This window comes from Nocardiopsis sp. N85 (assembly GCF_028882275.1).
Lineage (GTDB): Bacteria > Actinomycetota > Actinomycetes > Streptosporangiales > Streptosporangiaceae > Nocardiopsis > Nocardiopsis lambiniae.
In genome coordinates this window covers 1-15,345 of the sequence record NZ_JARBUT010000017.1, presented here as the reverse complement: position 1 = coordinate 15,345, position 15,345 = coordinate 1, and the positions used below count along the sequence as shown (strand labels likewise).

14 protein-coding genes are annotated in these 15,345 nt (G+C 72.4%); 8 read left to right on the top strand and 6 right to left on the bottom strand.

Going from position 1 to position 15,345, the window contains the following annotated elements; genetic code table 11:
- Nucleotides 1-388: 388 nt before the first annotated feature.
- The 5 genes from PWG71_RS21200 to PWG71_RS21180 all read right to left on the bottom strand — a co-directional run bounded on the left by PWG71_RS21200 (nt 389) and on the right by PWG71_RS21180 (nt 3,304).
- Complete coding sequence (locus PWG71_RS21200; RefSeq protein WP_274811677.1) at nt 389-760, bottom strand: DUF6507 family protein; 372 nt, start codon at nt 758-760, stop codon at nt 389-391.
- A gap of 127 nt (nt 761-887) precedes the next feature.
- Nucleotides 888-1,169 (bottom strand): hypothetical protein, encoded by a 282-nt coding sequence (locus PWG71_RS21195; RefSeq protein WP_274811676.1) that lies wholly within the window; start codon nt 1,167-1,169, stop codon nt 888-890.
- 339 nt (nt 1,170-1,508) lie between these two features.
- Nucleotides 1,509-1,835 (bottom strand): hypothetical protein, encoded by a 327-nt coding sequence (locus PWG71_RS21190; protein ID WP_274811675.1) that lies wholly within the window; start codon nt 1,833-1,835, stop codon nt 1,509-1,511.
- Nucleotides 1,832-2,044: a hypothetical protein gene (locus PWG71_RS21185; RefSeq protein ID WP_274811674.1), complete on the bottom strand. Its 213-nt coding sequence runs from the start codon at nt 2,042-2,044 to the stop codon at nt 1,832-1,834. Before PWG71_RS21185 ends, PWG71_RS21190 begins: the two co-directional genes overlap by 4 nt.
- A 906-nt stretch (nt 2,045-2,950) precedes the next feature.
- A complete protein-coding gene (locus tag PWG71_RS21180; protein ID WP_274811673.1) occupies nt 2,951-3,304 on the bottom strand; it encodes a hypothetical protein in 354 nt (117 codons plus the stop codon).
- Nucleotides 3,305-3,513: 209 nt separating this feature from the next.
- Here PWG71_RS21180 and PWG71_RS21175 point away from each other — a divergent pair, with 209 nt between their 5' ends.
- From PWG71_RS21175 to PWG71_RS21150, 6 genes are all read left to right on the top strand, one after another.
- Nucleotides 3,514-3,843 (top strand): hypothetical protein, encoded by a 330-nt coding sequence (locus PWG71_RS21175; protein ID WP_274811672.1) that lies wholly within the window; start codon nt 3,514-3,516, stop codon nt 3,841-3,843.
- A gap of 19 nt (nt 3,844-3,862) precedes the next feature.
- Nucleotides 3,863-4,156 (top strand): pore-forming ESAT-6 family protein, encoded by a 294-nt coding sequence (locus PWG71_RS21170; protein ID WP_274811671.1) that lies wholly within the window; start codon nt 3,863-3,865, stop codon nt 4,154-4,156.
- Between the two features lie 49 nt (nt 4,157-4,205).
- Nucleotides 4,206-5,183 (top strand): TNT domain-containing protein, encoded by a 978-nt coding sequence (locus PWG71_RS21165; protein ID WP_274811670.1) that lies wholly within the window; start codon nt 4,206-4,208, stop codon nt 5,181-5,183.
- A gap of 53 nt (nt 5,184-5,236) precedes the next feature.
- On the top strand, nt 5,237-6,562 hold the full coding sequence (eccD, locus tag PWG71_RS21160) for a type VII secretion integral membrane protein EccD (RefSeq protein ID WP_274811669.1): 1,326 nt from the start codon (nt 5,237-5,239) through the stop codon (nt 6,560-6,562).
- Between the two features lie 11 nt (nt 6,563-6,573).
- The gene (locus tag PWG71_RS21155; RefSeq protein ID WP_274811668.1) at nt 6,574-7,452 is read left to right on the top strand and encodes an ATPase; all 879 of its coding nucleotides are present in this window, start codon (nt 6,574-6,576) and stop codon (nt 7,450-7,452) included.
- 1,403 nt (nt 7,453-8,855) lie between these two features.
- Nucleotides 8,856-9,932, top strand: a complete 1,077-nt coding sequence (locus PWG71_RS21150) for a hypothetical protein (protein WP_274811667.1) — start codon at nt 8,856-8,858, stop codon at nt 9,930-9,932.
- A 265-nt stretch (nt 9,933-10,197) separates the two neighbouring features.
- On the opposite strand, the gene PWG71_RS21145 is transcribed toward PWG71_RS21150, so the two are convergent.
- The gene (locus PWG71_RS21145) at nt 10,198-10,908 is read right to left on the bottom strand and encodes a hypothetical protein (protein ID WP_274811666.1); all 711 of its coding nucleotides are present in this window, start codon (nt 10,906-10,908) and stop codon (nt 10,198-10,200) included.
- Between the two features lie 198 nt (nt 10,909-11,106).
- On the opposite strand from PWG71_RS21145, the gene PWG71_RS21140 reads away from it, so the two are divergent.
- On the top strand, nt 11,107-13,908 hold the full coding sequence (locus tag PWG71_RS21140) for a sigma-70 family RNA polymerase sigma factor (RefSeq protein ID WP_274811665.1): 2,802 nt from the start codon (nt 11,107-11,109) through the stop codon (nt 13,906-13,908).
- A gap of 194 nt (nt 13,909-14,102) precedes the next feature.
- On the top strand, nt 14,103-15,345 hold a 1,243-nt coding region (locus PWG71_RS21135; RefSeq protein WP_274811664.1), incomplete at its 3' end, for an NYN domain-containing protein.

Here is a 15,345-nt window from a genome sequence, read left to right as displayed (position 1 = left end):
GACGGCGCGGATCCGGGGGCCGGTGGGGTCGGGCACCGGGGGAGGGGCGGGGATCGGGAAGTCTGGTGTGCGGGGCGGCGCCGGATCAGTCGTCGAGGGCGTAGAAGGGCCGGCCCTTGGCGTCCAGCGACCGGGTGTGATCGAGGTTCCCGTTCCAATCGATCGCGTGGATACGGACGGCGAGGTCGCTCACCGCTGTGCTCATCAAGGGATCCCTTCACTTCCAGAGCGGAGGACGGCCGGTGGTGGCCGCCGATGTCTTCTCCCGGTCGAGGATGCCGTGGATCCGGACGCGGATCGCACGACCTCCTCGACCGTTCTCGACGTGGGGGGTGTGGTGGGGCGTCGGGTCGGTCACGCGTTCACGTGTCCCCGGACCACGCGGGTGTCAGACCGCCAGGTTGGGACCGTGATTGCGGGGCGGCTCGGGCTCGGGGACCACCCCGGCGTTGCCCTGGGCCTCCTCCGCCATCTCAAGGTTGCCGTTGACGTAGTGGGTGGTGGCCTTGCTGGCGCCGGACACCGCCGACATGGTGAGGGAGGCCATGTCGCCCATCGTCTTGAAGTAGTGCGTGGCGAACTCGCCCAAGGCCATGCCGACCACGCCGCTCTGGGCGCAGTCACCGCATTCGCCGAGGTGCTTCTCGATGTTCTCCATGACACCGATGAGGCCCTCGCCGCTCCCCTCCTCACCGAGGTGACCGGCGACGGTGGTCAGGACACCGCCCACCGCTGCGGGCTGGATGTTCCACTGCGACACGGACTGCTCCTTTCACGTGTTGGTCGGCTCTCGGGCCCGTCGGTGCGTGGGTGACCGGGGCGCCGTGCCGACGTGTCGATGATCGAGGTCGGGGGTCGGGGGTCGGGGGCAGGGACGAGGGGGTGCGTCAGGCATTGCGTGAGGAGAAGGCTCCGGGGCGGAAGTTCGCGGGGGTCACGGAGTCGGCCGGGAGGATCACGGACTCCTCTGCCTGGACGGAGGTGATGGTCTCCCACATACGGCCCAGGGCGGACTGAAGGGCCTCCCTCTCCAGACGAAGGCGTTCGCGGGCACGGTCGGCGGCGGCCCGGACGGGGCCGACGACGGCCTGCGGCGGCTCGGGTGCCTCGAACCGAGCGGTCTGCGGCGGGTCCTCCCAATCGAGAGGTTCGACCAGCTCGAACTTCACGGTGTTTCCTCCGGCGGCGGTTCAGTGCCCTTCGTTGGCTTTCGTCCGCCTGTGAGGAGGCGGACACGGGTATGGGATGTTCGTTCGGCGTCGATGGTTTCACCGACCGTGGCGCGAAGGAAGGTCATGACCGGGGAGGGATTTCAGGCACGCCGGTGACCTGCGGTCATGCGGATGGGAGTGGCCTCGGTCTCAGCGGGGGCGTGGTGCGCGCGGGGACCGCGTACGCGCCACGGGTGCCCGTGGGGCGGGTGGAGGGCCGGAGGCGCGCGGAACGTGCGGAGCGCCGAGGACGCGGGCACACGAGAGGACCTCTGGGGGCGGGAGGTCGTCGGCGGGTCACAGGGCCGAGTGCGCGCGCAGCCGCTCTTCGAGTTGTTCGGGGGTGGGCTCGACCTCCGTGCGCCAGGGTGCGTCGGGGTCCCGGTGAGTGGCCATCCACAACGATCCCGTCCAGGCGATGCGATGGGTGCGCCCCCACGTGGACCTGAGCCGTTCGAGGGTCTGCTCCGGCGGCTCCCAGGTCTGCCCCTTGGCGTCCTCGTGCGGTCCGCTGTGTCCTGCTTCCAGCAGGCAGACCCGCCGGGCGCAGGCGTGGTCGAGTCGGGCCTCTCCGCACAGCGGGGCGACATAGGGGGTGGAGGGAAAGGGAGGGGGCGCGGTCACGGAGCGGGCTCCTTGCCTTCGTGGAGCCTCCGGTCCAGGAGCCCGACGGCGGCGTGGGCGTCGTCGGTGTCCCGCGCGCGACGCAGGGCGTCGCGGACGGCCCGAACACACCGTTCCTCCTCGGCCCCCGGGGCGGTCCGGGCACCGCCGCGGTCGAGTGCGTCCGCGGCGGTGGCCGGTGGATCGTCGAGATGGATGCCGTTCATCATGGGAAGCTGTTCCCTCTCCGGCGATGAAAATGCCGATGTGCCGTGAGTGGGCTCGTGAGGTTTCCCACGCGATCACTGTGACCTGCGAAATCGACGTGCGATCAGTGGTGTCGGGTTTCTCGGGGACGAAAGATCGACGTCGGGAACGGCGTGTGGATTCTCTGCCGTGAATCTTCGGGGATTCCCACCGGCCCTCGTGGAAGTCGTCGTGGTGGCCGACATGGTGAGAGGTTTCCGTCGGAGTCCATGGCGGGCGGCACAAGGGAACCGGGTGACCGGAGCCCACGATGGCGGGCGGCCGGTCCCGGCGGATTTCACCGAACGCGCCGGCCGGCCTCCGTCCGGTCGAACGACAGCGCTCAAGAGCCGGTGACCTCCTCTGCCGGGCACATCCCGTTTCCTGCTCGGCGGGTTGTGAATTCTTTCAAATCGAATCAAAGACCCATGTCGGCTATTTCTTCTCGGCCGCCTTCAGGCGCAGGCCGATGGGCGGAGCGGCGGCGTGGTCCACTCCTCGTGCGGGATTCGTCCACAGGCTGTGGATAACTTTTGCCGCATCCGCGGAAGGCTCCCGGGTGCCACGTCCAGGCCGTCTCCGGACCCACCACCGCCACCTGGACCACCGACCGGGCACGGGGAGACGCCTTCACCCACCTCGGCCTCATGACGCGAATCCTTCCCGCGCACCCGCCCCTCGGCCGTGACCGGGGCCGACGACACACCGAAGCCGTCCGACGCCGGATGCCCGCCGGAAGGGACTGCAAGGACACGGTTTCAAAGGAGGCGCGCCCTTCCATCGGCGCGGCCGGGAGATGACCGCTCCGCTCGGCCTCGGCGAGGCCCTCCCGCCAGGGGGCGAAGGTCGACCGGCGTCGGACCCGGTCGATCTCGGTGGCGGTCGCCACCTCATTCGTGCTCGCTTCCATCAGCCGTGGGGGTGGGAGGGGCGACCGGTGAGGAAGGTGCGGGAGAGACGCGGAATTCGGTGGGGGCGACGGGGCTCGTGGTCGAAGTGCTGTGATGAGGATCACTTTTTGCTGCGGCGATCGCCGACCACAAATTTCCGATGGCTGCCCGGGTGGCCGCGATATCCGCTTTGACCTGCGAATTCACCTGCTCGGCGATGAGTTCGATCGGATTGCGTTCCTCGGCGGCCCGACTTTCTTTCCCGGGCTCGGGATCGGCCTCGGCGGACGTATCCGTCCCGCCGTCGGGTGGTACCTCGTCCCAGTCGTCGGACTCCACGACCTCGAACTTCACGTGCCCTCACCCCTTTGTCCACAGGTAGCCGACTCGTCTATTTCTCGGACCGTGACCGCTTGTAGTATGCAGATCCTCCTCATCGGGTGTATCGGGTCCCTTGTACGGCTTCGTGGTCGTTCTTCTGAACTGTCGGCACGCTCTGTGCATCCTCTCTCCACGGGAGGCGACAGCCTCGCGAGGACCCCCGAGAAAGAACAGGTGAACGGATGTCACGTTGGGAAGTCGGCGACACCACGCTGGCCACTCTGGGGCAGAGCACCGCGGGCTCGGGCGACGAGCTCAGCTCGCTCATTCAGCAACTCGTTCAGGCGGCCGAACCGCTCGTCGGCAAGTTCGACGGCGCCGGTAAGGCCGCGTTCGACTCCTTCAAGACCCGGGCCGACGGGATCACCGCGGACCTGCGCGCGGGACTCGGCTCGATCCAGGTCGGCCAGGAGGGCATGAACACCGCCTTCACCGGTGGTGCGGACACCATGGCCGACGACGCCAACACCAACATGGGCGCGGCCAACTTCGACGCCGCCAAGTTCCGCTGATCCCCCCGAGGAGCCTCAGATGAAGAACGCCTACGACATCGGCGCCTCCCAGGAGGCCCAGGGCAACATCAACACGATCATGAACCGGCTCGAAGCGATCATCGGCGAACACGACACCGACGTCAGCGCCGCCATGTCCGACTTCGAGGCCACCGGGGTCTCCGAGGAGTACAGCGCCAAAGAGCTCAAGTGGCACAACGCGGCCAACGAGGTCCGCGAGATCATCCGCCTCGTGCGGGAGACCCTGGAGACCAACGACTCCACCGCGCAGGAGACACTGAGCCGCGCCAACTCCGCGGTCCAGAACATCTGACGCGCGGAGCGGAGCACCGGCCGGGAACGAGAAGCGACGAGGAGCACGCGTGGCACGCGACTACGACAGTCAGTTGCTGGAGTCCGTCGCCGTACGCCGACAACGCCTGCGGGAGGCGGTGCTCTTCGGGGGACAGCGCACCAGGCGCCGTCTCGACGAGAACATCACCAAGGTGATGATCAGTGCCTGCCTCGCCGCGGTGATCTGCGGCGGGACGGTCGGCTGGTCCTTCGTCAGCCACCAGCTCGGCACCCAGCGCGTCGAGCGGGAGCAGGCGGCGTCCGGCCCCACCACCAAGGCGCTCCCGGCCACTCCCGGTGCCTGGGTCGGCACCGAGGTCACCTTCGACCAGCTCCGCGCCGAGCTCGACGCGGCCGGGGTCCCCGAGAGCCTGTACGTGCTTCCCGGGGACCCGCGGCCCGAAGCCGGCACCATCGACAGCTACTACCTCGTCACCGAGGACGCCGACGGTTATCCGGCGGTGTCCGTCATGGACCACGACCAGGGCCGCCCCGGCCCCGGGTTCAGCACCGAGGACGAGACCGCCCGCTGGCTCCACCGCGAACTCGCCACCACCGAGGCCGCCCCCGAACCCCTCACCGCGGCCGAGGAGGCCGAGATGGCCGAGACCTCCTCGGAGCTCGTCGAAGAGGTCCGCGGGAACCTCGAACAGCGCAGCGGCGGCTCCTACCTGCACACCCTCGAACCCGGTGACGTCCTGGACGCCTTCGGCCAGGAGAGCGGGCGCCACCTCAACCCCGACGGCACCCCCTTCGCCGAACGCGGTCTGCCCGCGTACGTGCGCACCGACGCCGACGGAGAACCCCTCTACCACCGGTACCGGGTCATCCACCCCTTCCAGGTGACCGCCACCACCGCGCCCGCCGACGGCGACGCGACAGGTGGCGGGATCCGGTTCACCCTCGACACGGCCGGGTTCGGTGAGGTGCCGCCCGTGCCCACGATCCGCTGGCTCATCGGCAACGGCTACGTCGAACGCGTCGCCGTCACCGACATGCCCGGCTGACCCTCCATCACCCACCGAACCCGACACAGCGAACACAGCAGGATGGGAAGGCAATGACCGCTTGGAGCCGCGTCACGCTCGTCGGCGAGGAGCGCAGGGTCGACGCGGTCCTGCCCGCGGGCGAACCCGTGGGCGCGCTCATGCCGGAGGTGCTCGACCTCCTCGGCGACCCCGTCGAGAACCCGGCGCGTCTGAGACACCTCGTCACCGCGTCCGGGACCGTTCTGGAAGGTGACACCACCCTCGCCGAACGGCAGATCGCCGACGGTGCGGTCCTCCGCCTCGTCCGGGCCGAGGAACCGGTGCCCGCACCGGTCGTCCACGAGGTGCCCGAGGCGGTGTCCAACGCCATCGACGACCATCGGGGGCGCTGGAACCCCGACGCCGCCCGGTGGACCGCCACCGGTTCTCTCGTCGCCCTCTCCCTCGTCGCCGCGTGGATCGCGCACCTGTACGCGCCCTCCACCGGCGGCATGGTCGGGCTCGCCGTGGCCGCCGCACTGCTCGTGGCGGTCGGTGCGGCCATCGGCCCCACCTGGCGCGAACCCCTGGGCACGGCACTGGCCATCTCCGGCGCGGCCGTCGGCGGCCTCACCCTGTGGCTGGCCTGCGACCTCTTCTCCTGGCCCGAATGGGCGCGCTGGGGCGGCCTCGCCGCCCTCATCGCCGCGCTCGTGCTGCTGCTCGGCCTCACCTCCGGCCTCGGCCGGGGAGGCCTGACCGGTGGCGGGGTGGGCCTGGCCCTGGCCGTCGTCTGGTCGGTGGGCGCCGCCTTCGGCCTGCCCGCGTACCAGGTGGCGGCGCTCATGACGGTGGCCTGCGTGGTGCTGCTCAGCCTGCTGCTGCGCCTGGCGCTCATGCTCTCCGGGCTGGCCGTGCTCGACGACAAGCGCAGTTCCGGTGACGCGGTCGCCCGCGGCGACGTGCTCGCCTCCGTGGCGGGAGCCCACCGCAGTCTCGTCATCGCGACCGTGGCCGTCGCCGTGGCCACCGCCATCGCCGGCATCGGTCTGGCCGGCCACTTCGACCCGTGGACGGCGGGCCTGTCCACGGTGCTGGCCATCGTCGTGGCCAGCCGGGCCCGCCTGTTCCCGCTGGTCGCCCAGAAGGCGGCGCTCACCGCGGCGAGTCTCGTCGTGCTGGCGGCCTTCCTCTTCTCGTGGACCCAGGCCTACACGTGGGGGGTGTGGCCGGCGCTCGGCATCGCCGTCGGGATGGCCGCCATCCCCGCCGTGGTGCTGTCCGTGGAACAGCCCGAACACGTGCGGGCCCGGCTGCGCGGGGCGACCAGCAGGTTCGAGGCCGTCGCCGTCGTCGCGCTGGTGCCGTTGGCCATCGGCGCGTTCGGCACCTACCAGCGCCTCCTCGGCACGTTCTGAGCGGGGGACGGATGAACGTTCGACAGACCGACCCCAAGCCGATGACCGGCGACGGGTGGACCCGGAGGGTGGGGCGGGCCGTGCTGCGGCCCTTCCGTCCCGTGGACGAGGTGGCCCGCGCCATCGACCTGGGGGTCGGACTCCAACGGTCCACGGCCACCGGGCGGCGGATCGTCGTGGACGACCTGGGCACGGGCTCCGACGCCACCGTGGTGGCGGCACTGATGGCCCGGGCCTTGGCGCACTTCCGGCACGACCGGGTGCTGGCGGTGGACGCCACCGGGCGAGAACCGTCCCTGGCCACCCGGCTGGACGTCGAGGAACCAGGTGACCTCGCCAAAGCCGACGGGACCGCCTTCGAGACCGTGTGCGAAGGTTTGGGCGATGTCACCGACCGGCTGTGGACGGCGCGCACCGATCCCGCCGACCCCGGTGCCTACGCCGCCGGATTGCTGCCGGTGTCCCGATTCTTCGGGGTGACCATCGTCGTGGGGGAGACCGGCGGGGGATTCCTGGAGACCGTGGCGGCGGGCGCGCACTCCCGGGTGCGGGTGGTGCGGGCGACCCGGGAGGCCGCGTTGCGCGTCGGTCGCGAACTGGACGTCCTGACCGCGCAGGGGCGCGAGGACGAGGCCACGCGGACCGTGGTGGTGGTGTTCGACCAGGAACGCGGTGAGGACCGGGGTCTGGACGTGGAGCGCACGGCGCGGATCATCGCCGGCAGCGGTGCCGAGGTGATCGCCCTGCCGCACGACCGCCACCTGGCGCAGGGAACGGCGGTGCTGCCACGGCGGATCGCCGAGAGCACCCACCGGCTGGTGCAGACGGTGGCGCTGGCGGCACTGGACCGCGCGATCGACGGCGGCCCGAACACGGGGAGCGGACGATGAACCGGTACGACCAGGATCCCGAACCGGACGACGAGGGATCGGCCGAGGCCGTTCCCGAGGGCGGCGTACCGCCGGTCCCGCCCCCGGCGTACGCCCAGCCGCCCTCCGGCGGACGGGCGCCCTACACGCCGGGGCGTCCGTATCCGGGCACGCCGCCCGCCGACCGGCCGGGGTGGGACGCTCCCTCCGGTGGTCGGCCCGCTCCGGGGTATCCGAACCCGGACGGTCCCGGCGGTCCCGGCGGTCGGGGGGTTCCCGGCGATGCCTCGGGTGGTCATCCGGGGTGGGGTTCTCCTTCGGGGGGCCGGCCGTCGCACGGTGCCCCGTCCGGTGGTCATCCAGGGTGGGACGCTCCCTCTGGTGGTCGGCCCGCTCCGGGGTATCCGAACCCGGGCGGTCCCGGTGGTCGGGGGGTTCCCGGTGACGCCTCGGGTGGTCATCCGGGGTGGGGTTCTCCTTCGGGGGGCCGGCCGTCGCACGGTGCCCCGTCCGGTGGTCATCCAGGGTGGGACGCTCCCTCTGGTGGTCGGCCCGCTCCGGGGTATCCGAACCCGGGCGGTCCCGGTGGTCGGGGGGTTCCCGGTGACGCCTCGGGTGGTCATCCGGGGTGGGGTTCTCCTTCGGGGGGCCGGCCGTCGCACGGTGCCCCGTCCGGTGGTCGGCCGGTCCGGGAGCCTTTTGGTGACGAGGGCGTGGCGAGGCGTCCGTACCCGGGTGTTCCCGCCGGTCAGGGGACTCCTGCCGGTGGTGATCCTTCGGGTGGGCGTCCGGGATGGGGTGATCCCTCTGGTGGTCGGCCCGCTCCGGGGTATCCGAACCCGAGTGGTCCCGGCGATCACTCCGGACCGAATGCGCCTTCGGGCGGCCACCCGGGGTGGGAACGGCACGACCCCTCCGGCGGTGGGCCCGCCTGGGGCGCGCCTTCCGGCGGACAGACCCCGCCCCCGGGACGGGGCGGGCAGGGGCACGCGCAGCCGGGAGGCCCCGGAACCCATGACCACCAAGGCTTCGTGCCGGGGCGGCAGAACCCGGACCACGGCGACCGGGCGGAGAGCGGGCCCTGGAGCGGCTTGCCGCCCACGCCCTACGCGATGGACTCCGGAAACGAACGTCCCTGGCCGGGCCGGTCCGGGCCACAGAACCCGCGCACCTTCGCCCAGGACTCGGTCGCCGAGGCCTTCCTCTCCGGTACCCCCATGCCCCAGCGGGAGAATCCGCAGTGGGGCCCCGAACCCGTGCCGGGACCACAGTCGGCGGCCGCGCCTCCCGTGACGCCGCCCGCGTCGCCCCGGCAGCCGGGTCCGGCCCCGGAACAGTGGTGGAGCGGCCCGGCGCAGTCTCGGCAGGGTCCTTCGGGCGCGCAGGAGCGTCCCGACACGGGCGGATGGACACGCGCTCCGCGTGTGGTCGGGCCGCCGCGCCCGGCCGACCCGGCGGTCGTCAACGTGTGGGGGGAAGAGGAGCCCACCAACCCGGACGCCGAGGAGACCGACGTCTTCCTGGTGCTCGGAGCCGACCGGCGTGCCCGAGTGGAGAAGAAGAAGGAAGAGGAGGAAGGAGAGGAGGAGCCCCGGGCCGAGGCCGAGGAGCTGCGGATCGGACCTCCCGCCCCGGATCCCGCTTCCGAATCCGAGGGTTCCCTGCTCTACCGGGGCGTGTCGCTGTTCGCTCCGGAAGCGGGGGAACGGCCTCTGGGCGCAGCCACCGCCGATGAGGCACCGGAGGGGGGACCGGTCGACGCCGCCGGTTCCGTGGACGCCGTCTCGGTCGTACCCCGGGACCGGTACCGGGCTCCGGAGACCGAGGAATCCCTTCCCGCGTCCGGCGGCACCGACGGGGCCACGGGCACGTCGGCGGAGAAGCCCGCCGGTCTTCCAGCCGAACACTTCGACACCGATGTGACACCCGCGGCCTCTGACGCCCCCGAGCGCCCTGCGGGCGTCGCCGGTCTCGGCACCGCGGCGTCGGTCGCCCCTGTCGACGAGGGTGCGGACACACCTTCGGTGGAGCCGGCCGCCACCGCCGACGACCCCCGTTCCGCCGGGTGGACCGGGGGCCACGGCCTCGCCGCTCCGGAGGGGCGAGGCGAGCCCGGTACCGGGGTTCCGGGTGACCGTGGGGTCGGTGGGGCGTCCGTGGACGCGGACGACACCGCCGGGGCCTCGGCCCCGGCGGCACGTTCCAATGACCTCGGCTCCGTGGAGTCGGGTGAGCATGAGGTGCCCGCCGCCGGTGGGGCGGACAGGGGCCTCGGGGTGTTCTCCGGGGGAGACCTCGGGCGGATGCCACCACCCGGGTACGCGACGGCCGACGCCGCGTCGGCGTTCCTGACCGGGCGGGTCGCGGGCACCGGCTTCTCGCCCGCGTACGCCGCGCCCGGCGGATACGAGCAGCGCATCGCCGCGGTCAAGCCCGTCCCCGTCTCCGTCTGGCGGCGGGCCGTCTTCACCGTGACCCGGGGCCGCGTCAACCCCGGTTGATCCCGTCATCGGTTCACAGGGTGAAGGAGGCGCGCCCACACTCCCCTGTGCGGACGCGCCTCCCGGGGGCGCCGACAAGGGCGCTCCCCCTCACCGGACGGCGCGGACCGCCCCCTCCCGGGGCCAGAGGGTCCGCCATCGTCGTCCGGCGGGGCCGACCGGCGGTCCGTCCCCTCAGCGGAACCCGTCGATCGGCCCGACCGCCCGGCGCCGGGCCCAGCCCCCCTCAAGGCGGGCCGCGCGACGCCGGACGGCGTTCATGTGGTCACTGCCGTTCCCCCAACCGGTCGATCAGGGTCAACGCCTCCCGGTGGCCCGCCGGCAGTGGCGTCCCCCACACCGCCGCCCCCTGCTCCCATCCCGGCCCCGTGCGCAGCCGGTCCAGGTCGCTTTCGAGGGAGGGCGTGTCCGGGGTGAGCACCCCGATGCGCCCCTTGCCCAGCAGGCACACCGATTCCCCCCGGGTGAAGAAGCGGGACAGCTCGTAGCCGAGCACGATCATGCGGGCCGCCCGGCGCCATGGGTCCAGCCCCGGGTCGAGCATCACCACCACCAGCCAGTGGGAGACCTCGTCGGTGTGGCGGTACAGCTCTCCCAAACGGGTGCGCAGGTACTCCGGCGTGCCCAGCCCGGTCAACGGGTCCAGGTGGGTCCTCCGGTCCCGTCCGGCCTCCGCCCAGCCTTCGGCCAGGGCGCGGACCAGCTCCAAGGGCGGTTCGACCCGGCTCGCGACCTCGGTGAACGCGGCCAGGTCGGTGATCGCCCGACCGATCCCGATACCCGAGCGCGCCCGCGCCTCGCCCAGCCGCGCGCACGCCCCCGCCAGGTCGCCGCCCGTGACGAAGGTCGTGCACACCAGGTCCACGGCGGGCGTCCACCAGTCCTCCGGCGACGCCCACCCGGTCTCCCGGCTCCGGCGTTCCCACGGGGTGCGCAACCCTCGGGCGGAAACGGTGCCCGCTTCGGCCTCACCCATGGTCTCTCCCCTCCCGGCTCACGGTCGGGCCCGCGCCCCCGCGACGGGCTCTTTCGTGCGCCCTCACCCCTGATTACGGAGATCGGTGGCGCCTATGACGTGGATGCGGGATATTTCTTTGACGTGTTCTCACGAGGCCGGAAATCCCCATCTCCTCCGGCCCCTCCACAGACGGCTCCGCGCAAGAAGGGACGTTGGGTGACCAACGCCGAGGTAGATCACACAGAGGTACTCACGGGTGACTCTGAGTTCATCCGTCGTGTCCGTGATGGGGAGACCTCCGCCTACGCCGTCCTGTACGAGCGCCACGCCGCCTCCGCCCGCGGTCTGGCCCGCCAGCTGCTCAGGAGCGACGCCGAGGTCGAGGACGCGGTCGCCGAGGCGTTCACACGGGTGCTCAGTGTCATCCAGCGGGGCGGAGGCCCCGCCGACTCCTTCCGGCCCTACCTGCTCACCGCCGTGCGCAACGCCGCCTACGACCGGGGGCGCGGCGAGAAACGCCAGGTCGTCACCGACGACATGGAGAGTCTGGACCCGGGCGTCCCCTTCGTGGACCCGGCACTGGAGGGCCTGGAGCGGTCGCTCATCGCCCGCGCCTTCCTGTCCCTGCCCGAACGTTGGCAGGCGGTGCTGTGGCACACCGAGATCGAGGGCGCCAAACCCTCCGAGGCCGCCGCCATCCTGGGTCTGAACGCGAACGGTGTCGCGGCCTTGGCCTACCGCGCCCGGGAGGGGCTGCGGCAGGCCTACCTCCAGATGCACCTGGCGGGCGGCGCGGTCGCCGAGCCCTGTCGTCCCACGGTGGGTCTGCTCGGCGCCTACGTGCGGGGCGGCCTGTCCAAGCGCGACACCGCCAAGGTCGACGGTCACCTCGACGGTTGCGCGGACTGCCGTGAGGTGTACGCGGAGCTGATGGACGTCAACGTCGGCCTGCGCGGGGTGGTCCTTCCCCTGGTGGTCGGCGTCGGTGCCACGGGTTACCTGGCCCTCACGCCCGGTGGCGCGGCCACGAGCGCCTGGTGGAGCCGGATGTCGCGTCGGCGGCAGCAGGTGACGGCGGGGGCCACCGCCGCGGCCGGTGTGGCGGTCGCCGTGGCGTTGGCGCTGGTGGGGGCTCAGGGCCCGCTGCCGCAGGACGGGACGGCCCCCGCCGCGGCCCCGCCGGTGCTCCCCCCGGGAGCGGACCCGGACGCCCCGCCGCCGGCGGACCCGCGACCGGACTTCCCGCCCGCCGAAGATCCACCCGCAGCCGATCCGCCCGCCGCGGACCGGCCCGACCCGGCTTCCCCGTCGGACCCGCGCCCTCGCCCGCGGCCCGGCGAGCCCGCTCAGGCGGTGTCGCCCGCGGACGTCCCCGAAGAGGAGGTGCCGGCGGAGGAGGCCCCCCGAGCGTTCTTCGCGGTGGGCATCGACCCGGTGGGCGCGCTGGTCCCCGGTGGCTCCGGGATCATGGTTCTGGACGTGCGCAACCTGGGCGCCCCCACCGTGACCGAGGTCATCGCCATGATCACGCTGCCGCCCGGGGTGGAGATGATCTTCTCCGGCGGCGCGGGCAACGGCGTGCCGATGGCCGACGGCGAGGGCGACTGGAGCTGCGCGGCGGGCGGTGTCGGCGGCGAGTGCGCGCGCTCGGCGATGGGCGCCGGTGAGAACAGCACCTACTTCTTCGACGTGCGGGTCTCCCCCGACGCGGAACTCGACGTCCCGGCCACGGCGACCATCTCCTCCGGTTCGGTGAGCGCGGTCGCCAGCGGCGAGCGGGGCGTCACCACCGAAGGGGTGCCCGCCCGGTACGCCACCGCGGGCCGGGTGACCGCGGAGACCGTCGGCAACTCCCTGATGACCTGTGTGGAACCCGAGGACGAGGGCGGATGGCCGTGGCCGTGGTGGGAGCGGCCGGTCGCGCCCGGTACCGGTACGGAGCGGGAATCCGCGCCCACCCCGGAACCGGACGAGGACGCCGATCTGGCCCGTGCTCCCGAAGACCCGGAGGCCCCCGCCCCCGGAGCGGCCGACACCTCGGTGCGGGAAGGGGCGGAAGAGGCCGATGAGCCCCCAGCGCCGGAGGTGATCCCGTCGGCCCCGGAGAGTGCGCCGGATGACGATGCGGTCACGGAAACCGGCGAGGACGCGCCCCAGGGCTACACGCCGGAACCGAGTCCCGCACCGGAGGTCGGGGAATCCCTCTCGGACGGCCCGTGCGCTCAGGCGCGCGCCCGCGAGGGCGAGGGACGCGACAACGACAACTGGGTGATGGCGCCCCGCGACGACGACTGGAACCCGACCACCCTCTCCTCCAGCGCCGCCACCTGGGCCCTGCCCGAGGGCGCTCGGGTGCGCTGGGCCGGTCTGTACTTCTCGGCGGCCGGTGCGCACGACTCCTACACCGCGCGCGTCAAGGGCCCCGCGGAGGACGTCTACCACACGGTCACCGCGATCGACGTGAGCGTCGTCGACCTGCCGGGATTCCCCGCCTACCAGGCGTTCGCCGACGTCACCGGGTTGGTGCGAGCGCAGGGCGGCGGCCAGTGGTGGGTGGGTGACGTCCCGGCGCTGGAGGGCCGCGCCCTCTACGCCGGGTGGAGCCTGGTGGTCGTGATCGAGGATCCGTCGATCGGCTCCTACAACCAGGCGATGGTCCTGGACGACGCCGGCGCGGTGTTCCACGACTCCGTCGGGCTGGGCTTCCCGGTGGCGGGCCTGTTGCCGGCCGCGGTGCCCGCGCGGTTGGACGTGGTGGCCTGGGAGGGCGACGCGGACCTGGGCGGCGACCGGGTGACCGTGGACGGGGCGGTGGCGACACCGGTCGGCGGGTACGGGACGGCCGACAACGTGTTCGCCGGTTCGGCCCGAGGCGCGGTGGGCGACCCGTTGGCCTTCGGTACCGACGTCGTGCGATTCGCCCCAGTGGTGGGAAGGAAAACGGATATCCGAATCGTCTCCGAACAGGACGCCGTGCTGGCCGGCGTGATCGCCCTGGTGGCACCGATGCGCACCTGAATCCCCTCCCGCACGGGGGCCGCGGTGTGATGGGGAGCGTACGGGGGAGTCCCCCCACCGGTTCTCCTTACTCCCGGTTCTCCGAACCGTGACTGTCCGTGTTCGCAAGGGGCACGCAAAACCACACAGACTTGGCTAGGCTGTGCCCCGGCCATGGATATGGCCCCAGAGTCAACAGGGAAGGGGGCGATGTCGTGGACCGTTGCGCGTTGTTCGTCGACGCGGGGTACCTTCTCGCGGACGGCGCGATGGCCGTGCACGGAACCCGCAACCGGGACTCCGTCTCCTGGGACTACTCCGGCCTCGTGCAGTTCCTCAACGAGGTCGCGCGCGACCGTACCGGCCTGCCCTTGCTGCGCTGTTACTGGTACGAGGCGGTCTCCGACGACCGCCGCACCCAGGAGCAGGAGGGCATCGCCGACATCCCCGGCGTGAAGTTCCGCGCCGCGCGGATCAGACCCGGTCGTCGTGAGGGTGTCGAGAGCTACGTCCAGCGCGACCTCACCACCCTGGCCCGTAGTGGTGTCCTGTGCGACGCCGTCCTGGTCAGCGGGGACGAGGACATGGCCGCGGTCGTCGCCGACGTCCAGGACATGGGGGTGCGCGTCACCGTCGTGCACGTCTCGGTCGAGGGCAACTGGACGATCTCACGCGCGCTGCGCCGGGAGTGCGACGACCTCATCGAGATCGGCGCGGGACACCTGCGCCCGCACGTCAGCCTGCTCTCCAGCAGCGGCGCGCCCCAGGAGACCGCGGCCAAGACCACCACGCCGTTCGCCAACGGGCGGGGTCGGTCGGCCCCCGAGACCCCGCGCCGCCCCGTCGCCACGGCACAGCCCGGGGGCTCCCGGGTCGAGCCGGTCGACGCCTCCACCGGCGACCTGGAGGCGATGTTCGCCGGCACCGGCGGACAGTCGATCGCCCAGGGCAGCGCGATGGAGCAGCTCCGCGCGATGCGGCGGACCCTGGCCCAGCAGCGCGGCGGTGGCGATCACCTCGCCGGGGCGGGCAACGACGGGCGCGGGAGCGGCGGGACCGGCGGCATCGACGCCAACGGTTTCCCCTCCGGAGGTCAGTCCTCCGTCACCGGGGCCCCCGGATATCCGGGGGCGGCCGGTCACGGATACCCGGTCACCGGAAGCCATCAGTCGCTGCGCGGCGACCAGGGCGGGTACACGATGCCCGGCGGCCAGGACCCGGGGCGGTCGATGACCGGACCCCAGCAGTCGTTCACGAACGGCACCGGCCCCCAGCAGTCGTTCGCCTCCGGGACCGGCGGCCAGGACCCGGGGCGTTCGATGACCGGACCCCAGCAGTCGTTCGCCTCCGGGACCGGCCCCCAGCAGTCGTTCTCGTCGGGCACGGGGCCACAGCGCTCCTTCGCGGAGGACGGCCGTCAAGGCCACGCGCCACCCAGAACGGGGCGACCACAGGACC